Source organism: Alphaproteobacteria bacterium (genome assembly GCA_037146715.1).
GTDB lineage: Bacteria > Pseudomonadota > Alphaproteobacteria > UBA7879 > UBA5542 > JBAWWO01.
Window position 1 is genome coordinate 47,688 of the sequence record JBAWWO010000002.1, and the last position, 23,373, is coordinate 71,060.

General features: G+C 41.4%; 24 protein-coding genes and 2 pseudogenes. 14 read left to right on the top strand and 12 right to left on the bottom strand.

Going from position 1 to position 23,373, the window contains the following annotated elements; genetic code table 11:
• Window positions 1-2 precede the first annotated feature (2 nt).
• The gene (locus tag WCG05_01175) at window positions 3-1,787 is read right to left on the bottom strand and encodes a hypothetical protein (protein MEI8320609.1); all 1,785 of its coding nucleotides are present in this window, start codon (window positions 1,785-1,787) and stop codon (window positions 3-5) included.
• Window positions 1,788-2,470: 683 nt separating this feature from the next.
• Window positions 2,471-5,299: an excinuclease ABC subunit UvrA gene (gene uvrA, locus WCG05_01180; protein ID MEI8320610.1), complete on the bottom strand. Its 2,829-nt coding sequence runs from the start codon at window positions 5,297-5,299 to the stop codon at window positions 2,471-2,473.
• A gap of 292 nt (window positions 5,300-5,591) precedes the next feature.
• Here uvrA and WCG05_01185 point away from each other — a divergent pair, with 292 nt between their 5' ends.
• Window positions 5,592-5,795 carry a cold-shock protein gene (locus tag WCG05_01185; GenBank protein ID MEI8320611.1) on the top strand — a complete coding sequence of 68 codons (204 nt, stop codon included), beginning with the start codon at window positions 5,592-5,594 and terminating at the stop codon, window positions 5,793-5,795.
• Window positions 5,796-5,856: 61 nt separating this feature from the next.
• On the opposite strand, the gene WCG05_01190 is transcribed toward WCG05_01185, so the two are convergent.
• Together WCG05_01190 and WCG05_01195 are read right to left on the bottom strand one after the other, a co-directional pair.
• Window positions 5,857-6,591: a response regulator gene (locus WCG05_01190; GenBank protein ID MEI8320612.1), complete on the bottom strand. Its 735-nt coding sequence runs from the start codon at window positions 6,589-6,591 to the stop codon at window positions 5,857-5,859.
• A gap of 60 nt (window positions 6,592-6,651) precedes the next feature.
• Window positions 6,652-6,942, bottom strand: coding sequence for a hypothetical protein (locus tag WCG05_01195; protein ID MEI8320613.1), 291 nt, complete (start codon window positions 6,940-6,942; stop codon window positions 6,652-6,654).
• 213 nt (window positions 6,943-7,155) lie between these two features.
• Between WCG05_01195 and WCG05_01200 the strand changes: the two genes are divergently transcribed.
• A complete protein-coding gene (locus tag WCG05_01200; GenBank protein ID MEI8320614.1) occupies window positions 7,156-7,803 on the top strand; it encodes an ATP-binding protein in 648 nt (215 codons plus the stop codon).
• On the opposite strand, the gene WCG05_01205 is transcribed toward WCG05_01200, so the two are convergent.
• Together WCG05_01205 and WCG05_01210 are read right to left on the bottom strand one after the other, a co-directional pair.
• The gene (locus tag WCG05_01205) at window positions 7,798-9,009 is read right to left on the bottom strand and encodes an MltA domain-containing protein (protein ID MEI8320615.1); all 1,212 of its coding nucleotides are present in this window, start codon (window positions 9,007-9,009) and stop codon (window positions 7,798-7,800) included. The two genes, WCG05_01200 and WCG05_01205, sit on opposite strands and share 6 nt — an antisense overlap.
• The gene (locus tag WCG05_01210) at window positions 8,999-9,649 is read right to left on the bottom strand and encodes a Tim44/TimA family putative adaptor protein (GenBank protein MEI8320616.1); all 651 of its coding nucleotides are present in this window, start codon (window positions 9,647-9,649) and stop codon (window positions 8,999-9,001) included. Before WCG05_01210 ends, WCG05_01205 begins: the two co-directional genes overlap by 11 nt.
• Window positions 9,650-9,831: 182 nt before the next feature.
• On the opposite strand from WCG05_01210, the pseudogene WCG05_01215 reads away from it, so the two are divergent.
• Window positions 9,832-11,079, top strand: a pseudogene (locus WCG05_01215) (malic enzyme-like NAD(P)-binding protein).
• Window positions 11,080-11,122: 43 nt separating this feature from the next.
• On the opposite strand, the gene WCG05_01220 reads toward WCG05_01215, so the two are convergent.
• The 3 genes from WCG05_01220 to fabD form a co-directional block, all read right to left on the bottom strand.
• Window positions 11,123-12,004: a hypothetical protein gene (locus WCG05_01220; protein MEI8320617.1), complete on the bottom strand. Its 882-nt coding sequence runs from the start codon at window positions 12,002-12,004 to the stop codon at window positions 11,123-11,125.
• 382 nt (window positions 12,005-12,386) lie between these two features.
• Entirely contained in the window at window positions 12,387-13,127 is a 741-nt protein-coding gene (gene fabG / locus WCG05_01225) for a 3-oxoacyl-[acyl-carrier-protein] reductase (protein MEI8320618.1), read from the bottom strand.
• Window positions 13,127-14,074 (bottom strand): ACP S-malonyltransferase, encoded by a 948-nt coding sequence (gene fabD / locus WCG05_01230; GenBank protein MEI8320619.1) that lies wholly within the window; start codon window positions 14,072-14,074, stop codon window positions 13,127-13,129. Before fabD ends, fabG begins: the two co-directional genes overlap by 1 nt.
• A 207-nt stretch (window positions 14,075-14,281) precedes the next feature.
• Between fabD and rpsF the strand changes: the two genes are divergently transcribed.
• The 7 genes and pseudogenes from rpsF (at window position 14,282) to miaA (ending at window position 18,913) form a co-directional block, all read left to right on the top strand.
• Window positions 14,282-14,665: a 30S ribosomal protein S6 gene (gene rpsF / locus WCG05_01235; GenBank protein ID MEI8320620.1), complete on the top strand. Its 384-nt coding sequence runs from the start codon at window positions 14,282-14,284 to the stop codon at window positions 14,663-14,665.
• Window positions 14,666-14,745: 80 nt separating this feature from the next.
• A pseudogene (gene rpsR, locus WCG05_01240) lies at window positions 14,746-14,952 on the top strand (30S ribosomal protein S18).
• Between the two features lie 16 nt (window positions 14,953-14,968).
• Window positions 14,969-15,535 carry a 50S ribosomal protein L9 gene (rplI, locus tag WCG05_01245; GenBank protein MEI8320621.1) on the top strand — a complete coding sequence of 189 codons (567 nt, stop codon included), beginning with the start codon at window positions 14,969-14,971 and terminating at the stop codon, window positions 15,533-15,535.
• Window positions 15,528-16,370 carry a hypothetical protein gene (locus WCG05_01250; GenBank protein ID MEI8320622.1) on the top strand — a complete coding sequence of 281 codons (843 nt, stop codon included), beginning with the start codon at window positions 15,528-15,530 and terminating at the stop codon, window positions 16,368-16,370. Before rplI ends, WCG05_01250 begins: the two co-directional genes overlap by 8 nt.
• Window positions 16,367-17,347 carry an iron ABC transporter permease gene (locus WCG05_01255; GenBank protein ID MEI8320623.1) on the top strand — a complete coding sequence of 327 codons (981 nt, stop codon included), beginning with the start codon at window positions 16,367-16,369 and terminating at the stop codon, window positions 17,345-17,347. Before WCG05_01250 ends, WCG05_01255 begins: the two co-directional genes overlap by 4 nt.
• Before the next feature lie 16 nt (window positions 17,348-17,363).
• The gene (locus WCG05_01260; GenBank protein MEI8320624.1) at window positions 17,364-17,981 is read left to right on the top strand and encodes an ATP-binding cassette domain-containing protein; all 618 of its coding nucleotides are present in this window, start codon (window positions 17,364-17,366) and stop codon (window positions 17,979-17,981) included.
• Window positions 17,978-18,913, top strand: coding sequence for a tRNA (adenosine(37)-N6)-dimethylallyltransferase MiaA (gene miaA / locus WCG05_01265; GenBank protein MEI8320625.1), 936 nt, complete (start codon window positions 17,978-17,980; stop codon window positions 18,911-18,913). Before WCG05_01260 ends, miaA begins: the two co-directional genes overlap by 4 nt.
• On the opposite strand, the gene WCG05_01270 is transcribed toward miaA, so the two are convergent.
• Together WCG05_01270 and apaG are read right to left on the bottom strand one after the other, a co-directional pair.
• Window positions 18,875-20,329 (bottom strand): TrkH family potassium uptake protein, encoded by a 1,455-nt coding sequence (locus tag WCG05_01270; protein ID MEI8320626.1) that lies wholly within the window; start codon window positions 20,327-20,329, stop codon window positions 18,875-18,877. The genes miaA and WCG05_01270 overlap by 39 nt on opposite strands.
• Window positions 20,330-20,713 (bottom strand): Co2+/Mg2+ efflux protein ApaG, encoded by a 384-nt coding sequence (gene apaG / locus WCG05_01275; protein ID MEI8320627.1) that lies wholly within the window; start codon window positions 20,711-20,713, stop codon window positions 20,330-20,332. It lies immediately after the preceding gene.
• Between the two features lie 232 nt (window positions 20,714-20,945).
• Between apaG and WCG05_01280 the strand changes: the two genes are divergently transcribed.
• The 4 genes from WCG05_01280 to rplT all read left to right on the top strand — a co-directional run bounded on the left by WCG05_01280 (window position 20,946) and on the right by rplT (window position 23,109).
• On the top strand, window positions 20,946-21,308 hold the full coding sequence (locus tag WCG05_01280; GenBank protein MEI8320628.1) for a hypothetical protein: 363 nt from the start codon (window positions 20,946-20,948) through the stop codon (window positions 21,306-21,308).
• Window positions 21,230-22,321, top strand: coding sequence for a hypothetical protein (locus WCG05_01285; protein ID MEI8320629.1), 1,092 nt, complete (start codon window positions 21,230-21,232; stop codon window positions 22,319-22,321). The genes WCG05_01280 and WCG05_01285 overlap by 79 nt, the downstream gene beginning before the upstream one ends.
• A gap of 212 nt (window positions 22,322-22,533) precedes the next feature.
• Complete coding sequence (gene rpmI / locus WCG05_01290) at window positions 22,534-22,731, top strand: 50S ribosomal protein L35 (GenBank protein MEI8320630.1); 198 nt, start codon at window positions 22,534-22,536, stop codon at window positions 22,729-22,731.
• 24 nt (window positions 22,732-22,755) lie between these two features.
• Window positions 22,756-23,109: a 50S ribosomal protein L20 gene (rplT, locus tag WCG05_01295; protein ID MEI8320631.1), complete on the top strand. Its 354-nt coding sequence runs from the start codon at window positions 22,756-22,758 to the stop codon at window positions 23,107-23,109.
• 16 nt (window positions 23,110-23,125) lie between these two features.
• On the opposite strand, the gene WCG05_01300 is transcribed toward rplT, so the two are convergent.
• Entirely contained in the window at window positions 23,126-23,362 is a 237-nt protein-coding gene (locus tag WCG05_01300; GenBank protein ID MEI8320632.1) for a hypothetical protein, read from the bottom strand.
• Window positions 23,363-23,373: the final 11 nt, after the last annotated feature.

The window sequence follows — 23,373 nt, forward strand, 5'->3', positions numbered from 1 at the left end:
AATCATCCTTCGGATGCAGCTTTTCTCTTTGATATATTTTCTCTCCAGATATGTGCATATTTCTTTTCAATGCGTGCAGCTAATATTTTTTCATTTTCTACAGCAGATCTTTTATCAGCTTGGATAAAAATGCTTTCGAGATTGCGAAGGCCTGCAGGAACAGTATAAGACACTGGACCAGTTAGTTTTACGTTATCTGTACTGGTCCATTCTGTTCTTTCTTCATATCTTTTTAAGAGTTCTTTTTTTACTTTCAGATCATCATAAAAATCTTTTATTTGTTTTAGATGAATTGATTTACCATCATAATTTATCATTATATTGGGGGCAAGGGCTGGTAATAACTCTGAGAGATCATCATAAAAATGAACCCAAGATAATTTTGGTTGACTTAGCATATAAGCTAGGTTAGCATATTTTTTCTTGTTTTTCAGCAGAGTGTCAGCTTCTTTTGTTCTAATTTTGCTCATTATCTCAATAAAACTATCATTTGAAGCAGCATGAAGAGCTTCCAATTGAGGATTTGCTCCAGCAGAATCTAGATCAAGAAGTTCAGCTTTTAGAAATTGGATGATTGCTTGCAAACTATCTTGGGTTAAATATTCTAAAGGAACTTTACCGTATAATGATGAATAGGGATCAGATATATTAACGTATAATGATGAATGGGGATCAGACATATCTCCAATTCTTTCGTGGACAGCTGCCAAATCTGTGAATAAAGTTCTTAAGGACCCAAGCTTTCCACGGGGGGCGAAAAAATCCCGGTAATATATTGTGATAGAATCCTTAAGATCTTCAGGGATTTTTGCCTGGCAATCATAAAGTTCTTTAAAAGAAAAAGGCATTTTGTCAAAATTTTTATAAATGGCGGGGATATTCTCAATGCTAGAAAATTTAGTTTTTACGAATTGTTCTCTATTATTATAGTATCCATATTCTGCCAATTGATCAAAAATATGATCATTTTTATAGTATTCTTTCATAAGAATCATGCCTTTTCTTAAGTGAATCGTATAGGGGGCATAGTGACCACTGGACACGTCTATATAGGTTATAAATCCCTTAGAATTAAAATCTACAATACCTGCACATACAACCAAATCTCCTCTCACAAGGTCAGGGTGATGAGGAACAGATGAAATATTATATTCCGTAAAATGAAATTCTCCTTTGCTATCAATAGCATACAAATATCCTTGGTTTTGCCCTGTTCTGCCTGGTATTCTTCCTCCTGGTCTGGAACCTATGAAGCCCTGAGGATAAGTTATCTGAGCATGACCGTCTTTGAAAAATACCACCGGGTAATTTTCTAGATCTTTAATTTGGCAACTACTCCACCCCGGTTTGCCTTCTAACCAAAAATAAAATTCTGGAATATCTTTTCCTTCAGGAGAGTCAACAAGTTTATTCCATTGATCGAATGCCCCCCCCAAGCAGGAAGGCGATCTATTGGCGGGATCTAAACTTAGTGGCCATTCCTTTTTATAATGTTCCCCCACGCGTCGACCTAATGTCTTTCCTTGAGGTGTTTGCATTATCCCTATAGCCCTCCTGAACGCTTTATCTTTTATTTTGAGTACTTGTTCTAAATAGGCAGCTTTGTTTGTTGCAGTTATCTTAATAAGATCGAGGCATTTATTGTCTGGAACAGACAACATTTCTTCTTCAGCCTTCATAGAAATTTTTTTCAGCTGTTGAATTCGTTCTTCGGCAAGATTTCGATCTGTTTTTAGAATTTTATTGTATCTTGAAATTAATTTGCCTAAATCCGAATCCTCAGACATCTGATAATCTTCTGCGGAGGCTAACAAATCATGCCAAATTTCATTCCTTTGTTTCTTGTTAAGATATATACAGTCAGCGTAGGATTCAGAGACTTGTGCTCCCACAAAAAATAAGAAAAATAAAAGAAAGATTGAACTTTTTTGGATTGGAGAAATGTAGAAATTTTTCATAAATATACCACCCTTACAGTCTAGTGTATATCACCCCTTAAGAGAAGTCAACAGGCCGCTGATACTCAAGATAGCCCCAACCACAAGTCGGATAGAAAGAGGTTCGTCAAAAAAGTAAAGATTCCCCCCGGGCTGGTGATGGTCCACGAAATGCACTAATGATTCTTATGGCCCCCTTAAGGGAAACTAAAACGAAGTAAAAAGAAACGAAAAATGGAAATAATGAAAATAAAAAAAGGAAAAATATGAATAGAGAAAAAGCTGGATCACGACGCCCCTTCGGGGCTCGTGATGACGGGATTGGGGGAACACCACCCCATAATTGCCTTCCTCGGGTTCTCTCTGTTTGAATTCCTCGGGCTCTCTTTTTTGAATTTCTCGGGCTTGACCCGAGGACCCACGCCTTACTTTTTCAGCACCCCAACAGGGGCGCGTTCCGCACCCTTAGACCCTCGGGTCGAAGCCCGAGGGAATCAATTGGGGGGCATTTCGCGAAGCAATCGGCCAAAAATCTAGGTTTTTAAATACGGCTTTAAAAATTGTCCCGTATAACTCGTTTTCAACCTTGCAATATCCTCTGGTGTGCCACACCCTAGAATTTTCCCGCCTTTGTTGCCTCCCTCGGGGCCCATATCTATTATCCAGTCGGCTGTTTTAATGACCTCTAAATTATGTTCAATAATGATCAGGGTATTCCCTTGATCTGCAAAGGTGTGCAGTACTTCCAGCAGCTTTCGAATGTCCTCAAAATGCAAACCTGTGGTGGGTTCATCCAGTATGTACAAGGTCTTGCCCGTGGGGCGCTTTGACAGCTCTTTTGAAAGCTTAATGCGTTGGGCTTCCCCCCCTGACAGAGTCGTTGCCCGCTGGCCAATATGAATGTATCCTAGGCCTACTTTTTTCAGGGTTTCCAGCTTGTCCCGAATGAAGGGAACACTGTCAAAAAATTCCAATCCCTCATCCACTGTCATTTCCAGAACATCTGCGATAGATTTATTTTTGAATTTAATATCCAGGGTTTCCCGGTTATACCGCTTTCCCTTACAATGGTCGCAAGTGACATAAACATCGGGCAAGAAATGCATCTCAATCTTCAGGACGCCATCTCCTTGGCAAGCCTCGCACCGACCTCCCTTAACATTAAAGGAAAACCGCCCCACAGAGTACCCACGAGCCTTAGCTTCTGGTAGTTTGGCAAACCATTCCCGAATGGGCGTAAAGACCCCTGTATAGGTAGCTGGGTTAGACCGTGGCGTTCTGCCGATAGGCGCCTGGTCAATATCAATAACCTTATCAATATACTGAAAACCCGTTAAGTCCTTATAGGCCCCTGGCTGTATTCTAGAGTTATGCAAAATCTTGAACAGGGCTTTATACAGGGTTTCATTCACAAGGGAAGATTTCCCACCCCCAGACACGCCTGTCACACAAATAAATTTACCCAGGGGGAATTCCACAGAAACATTTTTTAGGTTGTTGGCCGTTGCCCCTGTCAGCCGCAAATACTTCCCCTCGTGCCCCTGGCGGCGGGTCTTAGGCACATCTATTTTCAGAATCCCTTTTAAATATTTTCCCGTAACACTGGCGGGGTTATCCATCACTTCCTGGGGTGTGCCTTCGGCAATAATATGCCCCCCCAAGTTGCCAGCTCCTGGACCCATATCGACCAGATAATCTGCCTGACGGATGGCATCTTCATCGTGTTCCACCACAATCACTGTATTGCCCAGATCCCGCAGATGGCGCAGGGTTACCAGCAGCCGGTCATTATCTCGTTGATGCAGACCAATTGAGGGCTCATCCAGCACATACAACACCCCCGTCAGCCCTGACCCAATTTGGGATGCCAATCGAATACGCTGGGATTCCCCCCCCGAAAGAGTTCCTGACATACGAGACAAGGTCAAGTAATCCAATCCCACACTCTTCAAAAAATGAAGGCGATCGCGAATTTCCTTTAGAATACGGATAGCAATAGTCTTTTCTTTTTCTGACAGGTGCTGGTCCAGGGTTTCAAACCACTGGGCTGAATCCTCAATCGACAAATCACAAACCTGACCAATATGAAGATGATGAATTTTCACACTCAAGGCTTCAGGCTTCAATCGGTACCCATGACAGGCCTCGCACGGTTGGCTGGTTTGGTATTTCGACAGATCTTCCCGAACCCGGTCACTATCTGTTTCTTTCCAGCGGCGCTGCAAATTGGGAATGACCCCCTCAAAGACTTTTTTCTTGGTATGGGTTCTGCCAAATTCATAGGTAATCGAAATCATTTCAGTCCCTGATCCGTGCAGGAAAACTTTCTGAATGGCGGGGGGAATTTGCTCAAAAGGTGTGTTCACTGAAATTTTATAATGGGCCGCAACAGATTCCAAAATCTGCATGGCGTAATCCCCATAGGGGCCAAACCAGGGTTCAATAGCCCCTTCTCGAAGGCTTAGATGACCATTGGGCACCACCAAACTTTCATCAAAAACCAGCTTAACCCCCAACCCATCACAGGTGGGGCACGCCCCATAGGGGCTGTTGAAAGAAAAAAGACGGGGCTCAACTTCCTCAAGGCAAAACCCAGAAACGGGGCAGGCAAATTTTTCTGAAAACAGAACTTCCTCTTGGGTTTCTGCATTTTCAGCAATCGCAAGCCCCTCCCCCAACTGCAGGGCTGTGGCCAAGCTATCGGCCAATCGGGACCCCATATCTTCCTTTACCACAAAGCGATCCACCACCACTGAAATATCATGCTTCTTGTTCTTATCTAATTCCGGGGCTTCCTGAATATCAAAAAACTTGCCATCGATTTTCAAGCGCTGAAACCCTTTTTTTTGCAAGTCTTGGATTTCTTTTTTGTATTCGCCCTTACGGCCCCGAACCATAGGTGCCAACAGATAAAACCTTTTGCCCCCATCAAATTCTAAAATACGATCCACCATTTCTGAAATGGTTTGTTTCCTGATGGGCTTACCGGTGGCGGGCGAATAAGGCACCCCGATGCGGGCATAAAGAAGCCTCAGGTAGTCATAAATTTCTGTGATGGTCCCCACCGTTGAGCGGGGGTTTTTGGAAGTGGTTTTTTGCTCAATAGAAATGGCGGGGGAAAGGCCTTCAATCGAATCAACATCCGGCTTTTGCATCAGCTCTAAAAACTGGCGGGCATAGGCGGAAAGGCTTTCTACATAGCGCCGTTGCCCCTCGGCATAAATCGTATCGAAAGCAAGAGACGACTTCCCAGATCCACTAAGACCTGTGATGACAATCAGCTGATTTCGGGGCAGATCAACGGAAACGTTTTTCAGGTTATGTTCCCGGGCCCCGCGAATGGAAAGAGTATTTATGGCCATGCTTTGTTTATACCTAAAAGAATAAAATAAGTCTATGGATGCTTTTTTGCCCTTAGATAATTTTCCTTGCTTTTTCTAGGAAGGCCCCTATAGTGAAAAATTGAGTCGTATTTTACTCTTTGAATTTACAAGCTGCGGATGTTTTAAACATCTTCAGCCCAACTAACGGATACTTAAGATCTGCCAAAACTGATCTGATGCGTTTGACCAAAATTCCTAAGACTTTAATCGAATACGTTACTCTAAGCCGCTTCACGGTGAGGCGGCGCACTTAAAGCCGAAGGAGAATAAAATGGCAAATGGTACAGTAAAGTGGTTTAACAGCACAAAAGGATATGGATTTATCACTCCCGATGATGGGAAAGCTGATGTTTTCGTTCATATCAGCGCTGTTGAAAAGGCTGGTCTTTCACAATTACGTGAAGGTCAAAAAGTAAGCTACGAAGTTGCAACAAATAAGGGCAAGCAATCTGCTGTCAATATTAAGGCACTATAAGCTGAAATAAACTTTTCAAAGTTTAAGAGGGGGCAAGAGAAATCTTGTCCCTTTTTTTTATTCACATTCTGGGCAGAGCAATTGAGGCCCAATACTTAATCGTATTATGCAATTGCTCTTTGAAGTCAGCAGACTCAAAAGATTTGTGTATATATCCACTGGCAAAATTCTTATACGCTTCAATCATGACGTGCTTGGAAAGATTATTTGAAAGTATAATGACTGGAATCTCTTTTAGGAGTCGATCCCTTTTTATTTCTCTCAACACATGCAGGCCATCCACTTGAGGCAAGTCTAACTCCATTAAAATAACGTCAGGTCGTGGAAACAACTTTGTCTTGTTTTTTAGAAGATCTAAAACTTGTTGTCCTGCGTGCAGACAATAGATTTCTACCTCAATCGGACATTCCTTTAAGATTTCCCGAATTTGAAGTTCATCAAGGGGATCATTGTCTACAATTAATACTTGAAGAGGTCGCGATCGTTTCAAAATAATACGATCTGATTCCTCGGACAACTCTTCTTCAGATAAGACTCGTTCGTAACCCTCATAAAAGAAATTGACTGATACCCCCAAAGTTTTTGCTAGCACATAGATCCGTTCAGCTGACAGCTGAACAAGTCCCTGTTCATACTTTTGCACTTGTTGGTGAGATAATATCAATTTCTTACCCAAATCAACAAGGGTCCAGTTCAGTTTTCTTCTGCGATCTCGAATGCGACTGCCTACAAAAGAATAAAAGGCAGACCTCTCCGTTTCATTGGGCTCTTGTTCTCTCAGTTCTTTTGCAGTCATGTTTTATACCTCTTTAATATCTAAGTAAAAAAAAATAAGAACAATTGCAACTCAAATTTACTAAGTACTCATCTTCTTTTTCTCAAAAGGGATTTTTTGTACAATCGGTTTTATATAGCTCACAACACAAACATCTAAATGGGTTAAATACTCCAAAAGATCTGACTCAAAATAATGTTGGGAAATCATATGGTGAATTCTAGAAGACAACTTATATGCAGCACCCGATCCTTCCCCTCCTTCTTTATGGCTTAAAAGCATTTTATAAAAATCCCGCTCAAGAGACTCTATAGCACTCTCTTGTCGTTTTCTAGAAAAGTACATAAGTACTTTGTTGGAATTTATTGCCATATATGTCACCTTTATTATTTCATGTGCGACCAATCTATAGAAAATTCCGCATGATAATAAAGTTGCAAAAACTTCTTATTTTCTCCCGATCCAGTGTTTTTAATGATTTTTTAGATATTTTTTCATAAAAATGGAAAAATTTATATTTTTTCAATTTTTATAAATCTTAATTTTTTTGTAAACAGGAGTGTCTAAATAAAAGGTGATGGCAAAATGAAAGAAATGTTAGGATTTTTAATCAAAGAAAATAATAATTTAGAGATATTTATAAAAAAATCTTTCACGGATCTGTACAAGCACCTACGGCAATCTAATTATCTTGTGCAGAAAAAAATTGCTCCTCTTGAGGCTCCTGATTTTAATAGAATATCTTTTTTAGAAAAGAAACTTAAGAACCTAATAGCTTCCTATTATAATTTACAGAAATATCCTTCTACTCTGAAGTCTGTAGAAAGAGTAATGCAGATCACTAATGATGTTGTCGCTTGCAAGGCTCCCAGTACTAGTTTTTTCTATAGCTATGAAACCCCTGCTATTACAACTGAAAAAGTTGACTTCCGAATAGTATGGGTTTTGGCAGAACTTATAGCGTTTTTTTATGGAAACTCTGATAAAGTTGTTCATATTTTTATTCAGACAAATCAAGAGGGGTTGGTTTTTAAAGTACACGGCAAAAATTCAAAAATTTCTAAGAAAAAATTGAACAATATCTTTCATGCTTTTGGAGAAAATAAAGACCTGTTTTGTTGCAAAAAAATAGTTGATCATATGCATTGGGATATTTGGGTTGAATCTGAAAAAGGTCAGGGGGCTAGCTTTTATCTGGCCGTACAGAAAGAAGAAAAGCCTGAAACTCTATGAAGGGAGGAAAATATAATACTCGCCATTAACTTTCGTTTTACCGGCGTTATGCGTTGCTTCTTTTCCATAACCCCAAAAGATATCCCCTCGGATGGGACCCTTGATAGCAGAACCAGTATCTTGGGCAATGAAGAGCCGTTGAATTTTAAAATAGTTTTCAGGATAGTGCGTATTAACCCATAGGGGCGCCCCCATGGGGATAAAGGCCCGATCTACGGCCAAACTACGTCCAGGCGTTAAGGGTGCCCCCATGCATCCAATGGGGCCTTCTCCGTGAAATTCCTTAAAGAAAATATATCGGGGATTTTTATTCATCAGTTTGGTTGCTTCGTGAGGATTGTCTTTCATCCATTTTCGGATAGATTGCATCGACATACTTTCTGGTCGCACTTGTTTTCTTTCTAACAAAACTCGACCAATCGGCACAAAAGGGTGCCCATTAGACCCTGCATACATTAAACGGACAACTTTCCCATTGTCCAAAACAACGCGCGCAGACCCTTGAATGTGCATAAAAAAGGATTCCACCGGGTCATCCACCCAAACAATTTCTAGGTTTTTATTTTTTAAAGCCCCTTCATGAATAGCTTGTCGATCATGGTGAGGTGCTATTCCCCCAAAAAAGCTTTTCTTGCCACAACTTTTTGAGCTTGCGTGGCAAATTAGATCTTTAGGTGGCGCATAAATGGGGTGTGAGTATTCATCCGTCTTATGGCGTGACCCCCTAAGCTCGCTTTCATAATAACCTGTGAAAACGCCTTGGTTTTTTGGACCATACTTTACATGATGGGGTCTAAAGTGTTCTTCAAAAAATTCCCGGGCTTCATGATGGGTCTTTGGGTTATGGGACAGAGCCCGTTTACAAGCAGAGTGCCAATCCTTAGCCTTTGTTCCAAAGCCCATGGTGCGGTGAGGATCCCCTTTCAATAGAACAGGACAAGACTTGCGGAAGGCGTGGAAAGCTTCATGAACTTTGTCGTCTTTCTCCCAGCCCGGCAAGCTGTTGAAAGATTTTTCTTTAACGGAAAGAGAGGAAGAATGATGGCCGGTTTTACAACCTGTAAGAAGCAAAAGAAAAACTATAAGCCCAAAACAAAGAATGGGCCCTCGGGCCAAGCCCAAGAGATTCAATCGGGGAAGATTAACTCCAAGAGCTTGTAGTTTTGCGAAGTAGTAGCTGATTTCTGACGTTGGGTTATTCAGCATGGGCCCCAACGGCACTAAGTACCCACGGATCGCCCTTGCGGGTAATGGTTCTTTGAAAGGTCCACAATTCGCTAATCCGATCGATGCTATTTTCGTCGCCTTCCACGATTTTTTCTTTTGAATTCTTCAAGACTTGAGTTTGCTCCGACACAAACCATACTTGAATTTCGGCGATAGATTTTTCTATTTTAATTTCTTTAATGGTTGCTGAAATCAACCTAAAAAATAACAAATCCCCTATCAGCTTTTTCTTTGCATGCACCAGTTTTTCTTTTTCATACAAGTCATACATAGGCTTGCTTAAAAAATTCTTTAAATCTTCAAGATTTCCCTTGATGTAAGTTGTAATAATAGTCTCAAAAGAAGACTGGGCGAAAGCTAGGAACCCCTCCAAAGAAAAATTTTTATCTATTTTCTGAATTTGCCTAATGGCCACGACAAAGGGAAGTTCCGCAATTTGGGGAACGTTTTCTTCTTCTTTAGTAGAGCGCATAAATCTTTGAGCATACATCAGGGGGCTTTTTTCAGCCCCTGTACGACGACCCAGTCGCAAATAAAGCAAACAGCCCAGCAAAAAAGTAATGCCCAAAAAAAATAAATCAATAATCATAAAGAAACCTTCATCCTTAAAAGTTATCATAGCCTTTACCGCTTGATAGAAAGATAGTCAAGTCCCAAGCATAGGGTCAGCTTATCAGAAATACCTAGTTGTATCTAGAAAAAACCCCTGCTTTTATGTGCTATAATAAATTAAGATAGCAATTTGTGCTAAATTTTTGTAAAACTCTCGAATAGGTTTTATACGAAAAGGAATTTAAGGAAATGAAAATACAGATTACCCCTGAAGAAATACTCGCTTATCATAAGGGCAAAAAACCAGGAAAATTTGAAATCACCCCCACAAAGCCTTTGCAGTCCATTCGTGACCTATCTTTGGCATATACTCCCGGCGTTGGCCTTCCCTGCCTTGAAATTGCAAAAGATCCTTCCCTTGCCTATGAGTACACAACAAAGGGCAATACCGTCGCTGTTATTTCTAATGGAACAGCTGTTTTGGGATTAGGAAATCTGGGCGCCTTGGCCTCAAAACCCGTTATGGAAGGTAAGGCTATCCTATTTAAAAAATTTGCCGATATTGATTCTTTTGATTTGGAAGTGGATACAGAGAATGTGGAAGAATTTGTGAATGCTGTTAAGTATTTAGGCCCCAGTTTTGGGGGGATTAACTTGGAAGATATTAAAGCCCCTGAATGCTTTTTGATTGAAGAACAGTTAAAGGCTTTCATGTCTATTCCCGTGTTCCATGACGATCAACATGGAACAGCCATTTGTGTGCTGGCCGCCCTTTTGAATGCTCTTGAATTGACCCATAAAAACCTTTCCCAGGTCAAAATTGTGATAAATGGAGCAGGGGCTGCTGCCATTGCTTGTGCACGCCTTATTGTAAAGATGGGCGTCCCCAAAAAGAATCTGACGCTGGTTGACAGAACAGGTGTAATTTACAAAGGCCGCTCTGATTCCATGAATCAATGGAAAGAAGAATTTGCTACAGACACAACTGCACGAACTTTGACAGAAGCTGCTGTAGGTGCTGACGTATTGATTGGCGTGTCTTCTAAGAAAGCTTTCACCCAAGAAATGGTGAAAAGCATGGCCAAAGACCCCATCATTTTTGCCATGGCCAACCCTGACCCAGAAATCACGCCTGAGGAAGTTTATGCCGTATGTCCAGATGCCATTATTGCAACGGGTCGGTCCGATTACCCTAACCAAGTGAATAACGCTTTGTGTTTCCCCTATTTGTTCCGGGGGGCCCTGGATACGCGCTCTACAGAAATTAATGACGACATGAAAATAGCAGCAGCAAAAGCTTTGGCTGCTCTAGCAAAAGAAGATGTGCCTGCAGAAGTTCAGGCTATTTATGCAGGGCGAACTCTTAAATTTGGCAAAAAATATATTATTCCTGTTCCTTTTGATCCACGGCTTTTGGTTAGACTGCCCGTAGCTGTGGCTCAAGCCGCTATGGAGACAGGGGTGGCTCAGAAACCCATGACTGATTTGAAAACTTATGGACAAGAACTAAAGGATCGCCGCGGTAAGATTTAGAATCGTATTACTCTTCTTCTTCCTCGTTCTCGTCTTCTTCTGCCTCATCCTCATCGGCAGGCTCTGCTTTTTTTAGTTTTTTGCGAATCACACTATGCTTTTGATCCGCATCATCCTCAAATGTTGTGGTCGTCTTTGCAGAAATCTGGGATGGGGACTTGGCAGAATATTGATAGGGATATTTCTGGGGCCCTCGATTAATAATCCCATTTTTAAAAGGATGAGCATAGTAAATGGGTTCAATTTTGCGCCCCTTATCTTCACAGTTTGGTATTAACGTGTTTTCATGGGTTATATAGGCGGTGCACAAACCACACATGAATCTAAGTTGATCTGCATCCGGTGTTTTTTTGGAACATAATTTTCCCATGGTTTCTACACGTCTTTCATAGACAGTCTGATCAAATTTTTTCGAAAATAGGTTCTTAAGGCCCCCTGCGTTTTTCTTTTCAAGGTATTCATCTGAAAATTCAGAGCAGACCTCATTACAAAAGTTCCTGTAGCAATTAGGGTGCTTTGTCCTAAAGGCTTGAAAGGCATTAAAAGATGCCGGCGTGGAAACGAGAACAGGTTTATTTGCAAACTTCGCATAGGGGCTTGTAAGGGGAGTCTCTAAACAGCTCATAAATCCCCTATAAGTTCTGCAGTTTCCCCGAAAACAATTGGGATGATTTTCATTAAAAACCTGCTTAGCTGTTGTCAGGTAAGCACTATAGTTTGTAGAATTATTAGTAGTAGCATAGGGCGAATTTTGATAGGGAGAATACTGAGAGTAAGGATTTCCAAAAGGCCCATTACATTTCCCATAATAACAATTTCCGCGAGGATAAGCCTGAGTTTCTGATAAATATCCAAACAGTCCAATAAGCAATAAAATAAATATTTTCAACAGGGCCTCCCTAGGTAATTTTTTATATGTCTATATTCAAGCAGAACCTAGTCTAAAAGGCTAGAGATTTAAAAAGGAAAATCTCCTGTGCGAAACGCCCTGTCGTGTAAAATATGGATCCTTGCCCCTTCGGGGCTCAAGAATAGACTTCTTATATAGCCCAAATATGGGTGGAGATTCCGACAGGTACACTTGGTACCTTAGGAATTCACGAACCTGCGATTTCGCGAAGGTGTCGGCTAAAAGGCATTCTCCCTAAAACCTAGATTTTTGCGTCGAGTACGAGTGAAATAAAGGGCGGGGATTCCGACAGGTACACTTGGTACCTTAGGAATCCACGCACCTGCGATTTCGCGAAGTAATCGGCCAAAAGGCTAGGTTTTTACACCATGTGCATGCCGCCGTTCACGTGCAACGTCTGCCCCGTAATGTAGCCTGCTTCAACACTTGCCAGAAAGGTGGCGGCTGATCCTATATCGTGGGAAGATCCAATGCGTCCCATTGGAATATTCTGGTTAATTTTTTGACGTTGATCATCTGTTAATACATCTGTCATGGCTGATTGAATAAAGCCGGGAGCAATACAATTAACTGTTACGCCACGAGCCGCTACTTCTTTTGCCAAAGATTTTGAAAAACCAATAAGCCCTGCTTTAGCTGCTGCATAGTTGGCTTGGCCTGGATTTCCCATTACCCCAACGACGGAAGTAATGTTAATAATCCGCCCGAAATTTTCTTTCAGCATGGGGCGTAAAGCGGCTTTTGACAACCGAAACGCAACTTCAAGATTAACCCGCAGCACTTCTTGCCAGTCGGGTAGTTTCATCATCAGCAACAAGCCATCTTTTGTGATGCCCGCATTATTGACTAGGGTATCAAATCCCCCCATAGCCTCTGTCGCTTTAGCGATCAGTTGGTCTACTTGGTCTGAATCATTTAGATCGCAGGGAACAATGTGAAGGCGTTCGCCCCCTAAATCTTTCTTTAGTTTTTCTAAGTTTTCCACATTTCTGCCGGATAAGGCAACTGTTGCCCCTTGCGCGTGAAACATTTCGGCAATAGCGCGCCCAAGACCGCCAGAGGCGCCCGTCACAAGCATTTTTCTGTTATTCAATTGAAACATTAGATTCCCCTTTCCATGGTTTTAATACAATTATCAATTTCTTCAGGCGTATGAACAGACTGAACCTGAATGTCTGGCGTGATCCGCTTAATAAGCCCCGCAAGAACTTTTCCAGACCCCGCCTCTATAATGTGGGTGACACCCATTTCCTGCATATGTAGGACGGTTTCACGCCATCTTACACGACCTGTTATCTGCATCACGAGCAAACTTTTCAAGATGTCTGGCTTCGTTTCAGGGCGCGCTGTTACGTTTGGTAGAATAGGAATACCTGGGTAATTTATAGAAACCTCGTTCAAAGCCTCTTCCATCGCCAAAGCCGCTGGTTTCATCAGTGAGCAATGGAAGGGTGCACTTACGTTCAAAGGAATAATTTTTCTGACTCCATATTTTTCAGCCAGAGGGCTTACTTGATCCAAGGCTTTCTTTTCGCCACTTAAAATGACTTGACCCGGCGCGTTATCATTCGCAATTTCACAAACGCCAAAAGCCGAACAATCCTTAACAATATTGTTCAAGGCCCCATCATCAGCCCCAATAACAGCTGTCATGGCTCCATGGCCTAAGGGAATAGCTTTTTGCATAGCGTCCCCCCGCGTTCTTAACAGGCGAGTTGTGTCCGCCAAAGTTAGGGCGCCTGTTGCTGCCAAGGCCGAATACTCACCCAAAGAATGTCCTGCGGCATAGGAAAACACCGTCAAAGGAACCCCCAAGCTTGTCATAACCCGAAATACAGCCATGCTGACGGCCATCAGGGCTGGCTGACAGTTAGTAGTTAAAGTCAAATCCTCAAGAGGACCTTCAAACATAAGGGTTGAAAGCTTTTGGGACAAAGTATCATCCACTTCCCGAAACACATCTTGTGCTTCAGAAAAATTTTCGGCGAGAATCTTGCCCATGCCAACAGCCTGCGAGCCTTGTCCTGGAAAAACGAGTGCATATTTCATAGCGTATCCTTCAATTCAAAGGTATCATATATCTGAAAACAAACCTTCTGTTAAGAAAAAAGTCTTGCCATCCCCCTTGAAAAAAGGTATAGCCTAAAAACTGTCTGATTTAAAGAGTCAGATTTTTGTATAGTGCCCTTTCCAAAATGCTAAGGGTTAGGCTTCTTGCCGGATGATCCGGCTGTTATAACCATAAGGAGTATTTGAATGCCTTTTTACGAAAATACATTTATTGCCCGTCAAGATCTAGCCCCTCAACAGGTTGAAGGGTTGACTGAAGCTTATTTAAAGCTGATCAAAGATCATGGTGGCGAAGTTGTGGAGCACGAATATTGGGGCCTGCGCACCCTTTCTTATCCCATCAAGAAAAACACCCGCGGACATTACGTTCTGCTAAAGATTGATGCCCCTATTGCGGCCGTCAGCGAATTAGAACGCCAAATGGGTCTGAACGAAAACGTTCTAAGATCTTTGAACATTAAAGTTGATACTTTAGAAAAAGGTCCATCAATCATGAAACGCCATCCGAAAGAACGGGGCGATCGTGATTTTTCTAGAGACACCGTTGAAGAAACCGTTGTACAGGAGTAATTTTTATGATGAAAAAGAAACATACAGAAAGATCATCTAGCCCAAAGAAAGAATCCGCAGGATCATCCCTTAAAATGGGAAAATTCCGCCGTACTTGTCCTTTCAGTGGTCCTAATGCCATTGAAGTTGACTATAGGGATGTGAAGACTTTGTCGCGCTATATTACAGAGCGTGGTCGTATTATGCCCCGCCGGATTACCTATGTGTCAGCAGCGGCACAACGTCAATTGTCCGTTGCCATTAAGCGCGCGCGTTTCTTGGCTTTGATGCCATACGTTGTGAAATAGATTTAAGGAGATTCCTATGAAAGTTGTTTTACTAACACGCATTGAAAAACTGGGAACACTTGGTGACGTTGTCACTGTAAAAGACGGTTACGCCAGAAATTTTTTGATTCCTCAAAAGAAGGCTTTGCGAGCAACCAATGAGAACATGAAGCAGTTTGAAGCTCAGCGTGCTCATCTGGAAACTCAAAACAAGCACTTCCATAGCAAGGCTGAATCTTTTGCCCACAAGTTGCAAGACTTTAAGGCTATTGTGGTTCGTCAAGCCAGTGAAGGCGGTATTTTGTATGGATCAGTTTCTGCACGTGATGTTGCCAAATTGGTTTCTGAACAAGGTGAAATGGTGACAGCGGCTCAGGTTAAAATGCCCCAGCCTATTAAAACTGTTGGTGTTCATACGGTTCCCGTACAGATCCACCCCGAAATTCGTGTGGATGTTTTGATTAGTATTGCTCCTTCTGAAGAAGAAGCAAAAGCTCAACTAAAGCCCGCTCCTGTTGTTGTGGAATTCGATCACAAAGAACATAAGGGCAAAACCTCTAAAAAATCTAAAAAAGAAGCAGAAGAAGAACTGCCTCTTGAGTAAAAGAAAAGCTGGATCGCCACGGCCCTTCGGGCCTCGTGACGACGAACCAAACCGTCTTTGCGAGGATGGGCATAGCCCGACGAAGCAATCCAGCTTTCTTACTATTCTTCTTTTTCTCCTTACTATCTCTCCCCTTTCTGCCTCAATCCTTTCTTTAGACCTATGCTCTGACCAACTTTTGGCTGAGTTTTTAGAGCCCGAAGAGTTCTATGCTGTCAGTTATTTAGCTCATGCTCCAGATCTATCTTCCAAGCAGGAGATTTTGAAAAATGTTCCCACTCATGGGGGGCGTCTAGAAGATTTCATCAGCCCAAATATTAAAATTGCCATCTCTATGGATAAAATGGACCCTTTCTTAAAAAACTATTTTAAAAAGAAAAAAGTCTCAGCTATCATTTTAAAAACCCCAAGTTCTTTAAAAGAACTAAAAGAGGTGTGGGTGAAACTAGGGCGTCTATTCGGCAGACCCCAAAAAGCAAAAAAATTGTGTGATAGATTGAACAGTCTACAAACCAGATCGAAACAAAAAATCTATGCCTTCTTTGGAGTCCAAGGAATCAGTATGGGAGGACATACCTTGTGGTCTGATGTCCTAGATAAACTAGGGCACAAAAATGCCTTTGCAGATAGAACAGGTTGGTTTTATTTAGAGTTCGAAGACTTGCTGATTCATCCCCTTGACCAAATTATTTTTCTATCTCCCAACATGAAAGAAGCCACCCATCCTTTTTTTAAGAAGCTTGTAGACCACACACAAACAATTAATCTACCAACCTCTGCAACCCTATGCCCTTGTTTAAAAAGTATCGAGCAGCTCCATGGGTGTCTTCCATGAAAAAATCTTCAATTTACGGCGTTTTAATAAGCTTTCTTGTTGTTCTTTTTCTATTATCTTTAGCCATAGGTTCCTTACCCTTTTCCACATGTTTAGAAAACTTTTCACTTTGCCAAATGGTGATCCAAGAACTACGCCTTCCTCGAACTCTCTTGGCCCTAATCGGCGGGGCAACTTTGGGGCTTACAGGGGCAACTTTGCAGGGTTTTTTACGTAACCCTTTGGCAGACCCTGGCATTCTGGGGATCTCGTCTGGAGCAGCCTTTGGGGCCATTTGTCCTCTAGTGTTTGGGATTGGATCTTTCAGCCTTTATATTGTGCCCCTTAGTGGTATGTTGGGGTCTGGATTGGTTGTTTCTATCCTGCTGGCCATGAATCGTTGGTCTTCTAAAAATTCCGCCCATACCATTTTGGGGGGAATTATCTTAAACAGCCTGTTCGGGGCTCTCACCATTCTCGTTTTAAATCTTTCAAAAGACCCCTATGTTCACATGGAAACTATTTTTTGGATGCTGGGATCCTTAAGCCATCATACGTATGGACAAATTCTTCTGTTGCTTCCCTTTACGGGGCTGGGATGGATTATTTTGTGGAAATTTCGATACGCTTTAGACGCCTTTTCCTTTGGGGAAGATATGGCGTATACGCTGGGATTTAAGTCTTCTGAAGTTTACAAATATATTGTTTTGGGTTTGGCCCTGTGTATTGGTCCTTTAGTGTCTTTAGTAGGTATTATTGGGTTTATTGGGTTAGTGGTTCCCCATATTTTAAGACCTTTTGTGGGCTACAAGCCAAGTACTTTGCTTTTACCTTCTGCCTTGGGGGGGGCTTGCCTTGTGTTAATGGCTGATCTGTTGGTACGTTTGATTCCAACTGGTATTGAAATGAAAGTTGGGGTTATTACCTCTTTAATAGGGGCTCCGTTTTTTATTTATGTTCTGTTACAATCCCATAAGAAAAATCATGATCTTTTTTGAAAACTTATGTTTAAGGATGGGAGAAAAATCCCTTTTAGTAAATCAGACTAGGTCTGTTTTAGGAGGGCAGTTTATAGGAATTTTGGGCAATAATGGGTCTGGAAAATCTACTTTTCTTAAAACCCTGGCTGGTATTATTCCCCCACACAAAGGACAGATTTTTTTAAAGCATCGCCCTATAGATTTTTATTCCACTCAAGAACTTGCACAGATTCGGGGCTATATTCCAGCTGAACCTCTGTGCTTTTGGTCTCTACAAGTTAAAGATATTCTGAATATATTAAAAGACCATCCGGTCGTGGAAAATTTAGATCTAGCCCCCCTGTGGAATCAATCTTTTCATCATCTTTCAAGTGGCGAAAAGGCACGCCTTATGCTGGCTTTTCAACTTTCTAAAAACTTAAACATTTTATTTGTAGATGAAATATTAAGTCATTTAGATGATGGATACCAAATTCAAGTTATGGACCTATTGAAAGAATTTACAACAAAAGAGCGTAGAACCGTTGTGCTGACTCTTCATCAAGAGGTCTTAGCTCATATTTATTGTCACCAGGTGTGGCACATACAAGAAGAATGTTTTGTGGTAAAAAAAAGAACACCTTTTATCCCACACGAGATTAAAACTCTATGATAAGTCCTTCAATTTTTATTATTCAAGGCCCTACGGCTTCTGGAAAATCAGCTTTGTCCATTGATTTAGCCCAAGCTTTTCAAGGATGCATTATCAATGCAGATAGTATGCAACTTTATAGAGGACTTCCTATTTTATCGGCCCAACCTTCCGATGAAGACAAACGCAAAGCCCCTCATAAGTTATATGGGATTCTGGATCCAACAGAACAATGTTCAGCCAGCCGTTGGACAGCTTGGGTTCATGAGATTTTAGAAAAAGAAAATTTTAAAACCTTTATTCTGGTTGGGGGCACTGGCTTCTATATAAAATCTTTTCTACAGGGCCTAAGCCCCATTCCTGATGTTCCTGCAACCATCCGTAAAAGTCTACAAGACCTTGTGGATACCCAAGGAAAAAATGCCCTTTATGCCCAGTTGCAAGAAAGAGACCCTGTGATGGCAAAAAAGTTAATTCCTCAAGACACCCAACGGGTGATGAGAGCCCTGGAAATTATCCTTTTCACAAAAAAGTCTTTGGCGGAATGGCAAAAAGAAAAGAGCGATAAAGCGCTTAACATACCCTCCCTTATGATTAATTTGATGCCTCCTCGGGAACTCTTGTATGAAAAAATTAATCAAAGAGTTATTCATATGCTGGAACAAGGCGCCCTGGATGAAGTCCGGATTCTTTGGGAACGGGGTCTTTCCTATCCTACCTGCAGCAAAACTTTGGGATATCAAGAATTAGAAAGTCATTTAGAAGGAAAAATTTCACTGGATCAAGCAGTTGAAAAAATTCAGCAAAAATCCCGCAATTATGCCAAGCGACAACTTACGTGGTTACGTCATCAAACAAATCCATCGTTGGTATGGGAGCAGTTATATGAACCTAAAGATTGGAAAAAACTTAGCTTAATCCTTCCAGAAAGACTTCAAGAACAGAACATATAAGGTCAAAAGTTCTAGACGCCCCAAAAGCATGCCAACCATCAGAACCCACTTTACACTATCTGTAAGATGAGTATAAGTTTTTGTGGGTCCAATCACTTCGCCAATTCCTGGCCCTACGTTCGTTAGCATAGAGGCTGATGCAGATAAAGCCGTCATAGCGTCCAACCCTAAAAATGCTAAAATCAAAGCAAGCATGGCAAAAGAAATTAAAAAGAAGATAAAGAAGGCGCTGACTGAATTGAAACCTTCTTTTGAAATTTCGCGCCCGTTATACTTTGGTAAATAAATTCCATGGGGGCGTCGAATTTTTCGAAGCTGGTTCACAGCCACTTCCCATAAAACCTGACACCTAAATACTTTGATGCCGCCGCTGGTAGATCCTGTTGATCCCCCAATAAAGGGCAAAAAGAAAACCAAAATAATGGCAAACCCTCCCCAGGCCGTGTAATCCGTTGACTCAAAACCCGTGGTCGTCATGATAGAGGTTAAGTTGAACAAGGTTTTGACGATAATCGTTAGGGGTTCTTCCTCATTCTTATAAATCAATTTCCAGGCAATTAAGGCTAAAACCGCTGCAAATAAAATTTTCGTATAGGATTGAAATTGAGAATCTTCAAAGAATTTTTTCCATCGGCCATCCCAAAGATGAATAAAGGAAAGCTGCGTGATCCCACCCAAGAACATGAAAACTGTTAAAATTCCTTCAATTTTAAAACTGTTGAAAAAGGTGATTGAAGCATCATGGGTAGAAAATCCCCCCGTTGAAACGGTCGTAAAACTGTGGCATAGGGCATCAAACCAAGTCATACCACAAGCCCATAAACAGGCGAAACACAGTACTGTTAAAATTAAGTACACCCAAAAAATAATCTTAGCAATTTGGGCGACGCGCGGCAGAAATTTTTCCGATTTTTCGGAAGATTCTGTTTGAAAAAGTTCCATCCCCCCAATACGCATTTCCGTCAAAACGGTTAAGGCCATCACCACGATTCCAATGCCCCCCAGCCATTGTAAAATAGAGCGCCACAGCAGAATTCCCCAGGGCATTTGATCTAATTTTACCAGAACCGTCGCCCCTGTGGTGGTAAGCCCGGATACGGTTTCAAAAAACGAATCCGTACAAGAAAAATTATATCCCGCCAGCAGAAAGGGGATAGCTGAAAAGATAATCACCAAAAGCCAGGCCATAACTGTCAGAACAAAGGAATCTCGCTTATCAAATTCCAGTTCTTCTTCAGACCTGGTCGAAAAAATAAAAAGTGCCCCCAAAAACACCATAACGACGCCCGAAAAAAGATAAACTTTATAGTCGTCACATCCCCGGAAAAAATCTATAGCTGCTGGAAAAATACTAAATCCAGAAAGAATAAGAAGTAGCCATCCAATAAGGTAAAAGATTGAGGCAAAATGAACCATTTAATTCAAAAAAACTTTCTCATGAGGGCTGTCCAAAGAAAAAGTTGGGATGGTAACCTTAAAGCGCCCCCCCGACAAGCGTTCCATTTCATAAACGCCTGCCATAATGCCTGACGGCGTATTCAGCATAGCCCCGCTAGTGTAAGAAAACTTTTCACCTGGCCTTAAAATGGGCTCAATACCAATAACGCCCTTGCCTTTGATTTCATGAATTCCGCCTTTTGAGTCGGTGATTTTCCAGTGGCGACGCCTCAGTTTAACGGACTCGTCACTACGATTCAAAATAGTAACCTGGTAAGACCATACGAACTGGGAAGAATGAGGCTCAGACTCGTTCTCTAAGTACGTAGGTTCAGCGATAACTTCTATAGATGTATTTTGCATAACGTACTCCTTAGATATAAGGTTATCGAAGTCATTTTTAGAATGCAATAGAAGATTGCAAAAATTAGGCGAGCGTGACTTGTGGGTTTTATTTCAGAAACTTCTTCTTCCCCTTTTTATAGGAGTTTACCTATAAAATTGTTTCTAGGTCCTTATTTTTTCTTGACAATTCCCTATGAAAGAGATAGCAGAGAGTTCTATTCAATGATTTAAAAACTCAGGAGAACCGACGATGAAAAATAAATTTATGTTAGTTAGTTTATTGGCTTTTTTTGGGGCAGCTTTGGCCCCTTGTGCAAGCTTTTCTGCTTTTTTAAACGATGAAGAAAGAGGGGAGCCCCTTTTCAACAATCTTGTAGAGCTGGGATCAAAATTCTTTCTTGACTTGAGGTCTCAAAACCTTGAGAAACAGATCAATGCTTCTGTGGGAGGGGAAGGTGGGCGTTACCCTGTGGGTGCACGTGCTTTATTGCCTATACAAAACGCCATAAGTAAAGCAAAAGAACTTTCCGCAGAGTGTCTTCCTTTGAGCAAAGAGAACCTAAGTTTTTTTTCATCGTTGCAGGCGCTCTTCATAGAATTGCAGACCATGTAGCTCTTAACCCTATAGAAAAAACCTTTCATCAGTTGTTAAAAACTAGCAAGGAAGGGGCTATCTCTTATCGAGACCCCATAGATTTTCTTTGTCCTGTCGCTGAGAATCCTAATGTTAGATTCTGGTTGAAGGATAGTGTATTTTCTGACAGCTCTGGAAACAAAGTCAAGCTCGGTGAGTTGTTTGAGGCCTATAAAAAATTAAGAGATGCCTTTCCAGAGACTAGAAAAACGCTAACATTTGGTGATAGCAATATCCATCTAAACTCAAAAACTTTAAATCAAGAGCTGTGGGAAACAGCCGGTAGCACCCCCATAAATTCGCCCATCCCACAGCAGTTAAACAATGTGGTGGATCTGATATACCGCATTGATGAATCCTTGAAAGGCTCGACACATAAAACTGTCCCTTTAGATTTTGTGACTTCGATACCCGAAGAACAAATATTAGATTTTTTTGGGCTAATGCTAAAATCTTTTTCCATTATTAGGGAGCCTGGTCAATTAGCTATATTGCCCATTAACGAACCTAGAAGAAGGGTTGTAACGCCTACCATTTATTTTAAATTGGATGGGGTAATAACCGGGTATCAAGGGAACACTCCTATTGCTTTGGTTTCTCTAAGTGATTTTATTGACAACTACTGGGAAAAATTTTTGCGATTATTGCCTAAGCCCTCTAAATCGGAAGATATGGGGCAAGAGGAATCGGCCGAAATTCTTGTAGGGGATGTGGATGCACAACCCCTTAAGAAAAAATTAGAGGATTATTTGGGCACTACCACACAGGATGGGGCCTTCTTAGCTTATCTTGCTGTAGTAGATGACCCTGCAAAGGGGATGATGACAATTATTAAAGCCGCATCAGGCGTCAGCATCAGACCTTCCGCCATGGTAAACTCTAGCTCTCTGTGCTTATTTTCAGCATTAAAAACTGGAGATTTTGTTCTGACCACAGAAGGCGGCATGTTTGGTTCTAATTATTTAGTATCTAAGTTTTATTCAAAATTTTAATCACATTTCGCTAAGGAAGAAAAGAAAACTTTTCTTCCTTTTGCACCCCCTGAAAATTTTGCTTGAAAAATAGATTCAAATGCATTAGTTTTCAGGGACTTTATGCCTTTCCTTTAATAAAGGGGAGAGAGCTGTGGAGCTTTTGGCGGTTGTATTATAAACCAGGCATGCCTCAAAGCTTATTGTATTATTATTCTTAAGGAGTTATTTAAATGCCAAAAATGAAAACAAATAGCAGTGCCAAGAAGCGCTTCAAGTTGACGGCTTCTGGTAAAGTAAAGGGAACCCCTGCTGGGAAGAATCACTTTCGGCGCAATCGTAGCGCACGAATGATTCGCGACTCTCGGGGGACTATGGTGCTAAGCGATAGAGACGCCTTAGCTGTTCTGAGATTATTACCCAATAGTTAATTATCAATATAAGGAGATTTCAAAATGGCTCGTGTAAAAAGAGGTGTCTTTTCCCGCGCAAGGCGCAAAAAGATTTTAGATCAATCCAAAGGTTTTAGAGGGCGTTCTAAGAATTGTTTTAGAATTGCCGTTGAACGTCTTGAAAAAAGTTTGCAATACGCATACCGGGATCGTCGCAATAGAAAAAGACAATTCCGCGCTTTGTGGATTCAGCGTATTAACGCGGCGGTTCGTCTTTATGGACTGACCTATTCCCAATTTATCGGTGGCTTGAAAAAGGCTGAAATCGATATGGACCGTAAAGTTCTATCTGATTTGGCGATTCATGAAAAAGCTGCGTTTAAGGATATCGTGGACAAGGCCCGCGCTGCCCTATAATTACCTTTCCCACAAATTAACGATTACTTCGTAAAACTGTGGGGCCGTGACTTCCACTACCATGATTGATTCCCTCGGGTTCCGACCCGAGGGTCCATGGGTGGTGGAGCGTACCCCGCAAGTATGAGCGCGAATCCTTGGATCGAGCCCAAGGAAGGCAGATGGCAATCAATTTACCCTTAAGATTTTTAATAAATTCTTTTGATTGCTTTCGGAAATATTCCCAAAACAACATCATTCCCATTTTCGCCATTTATGCTAATA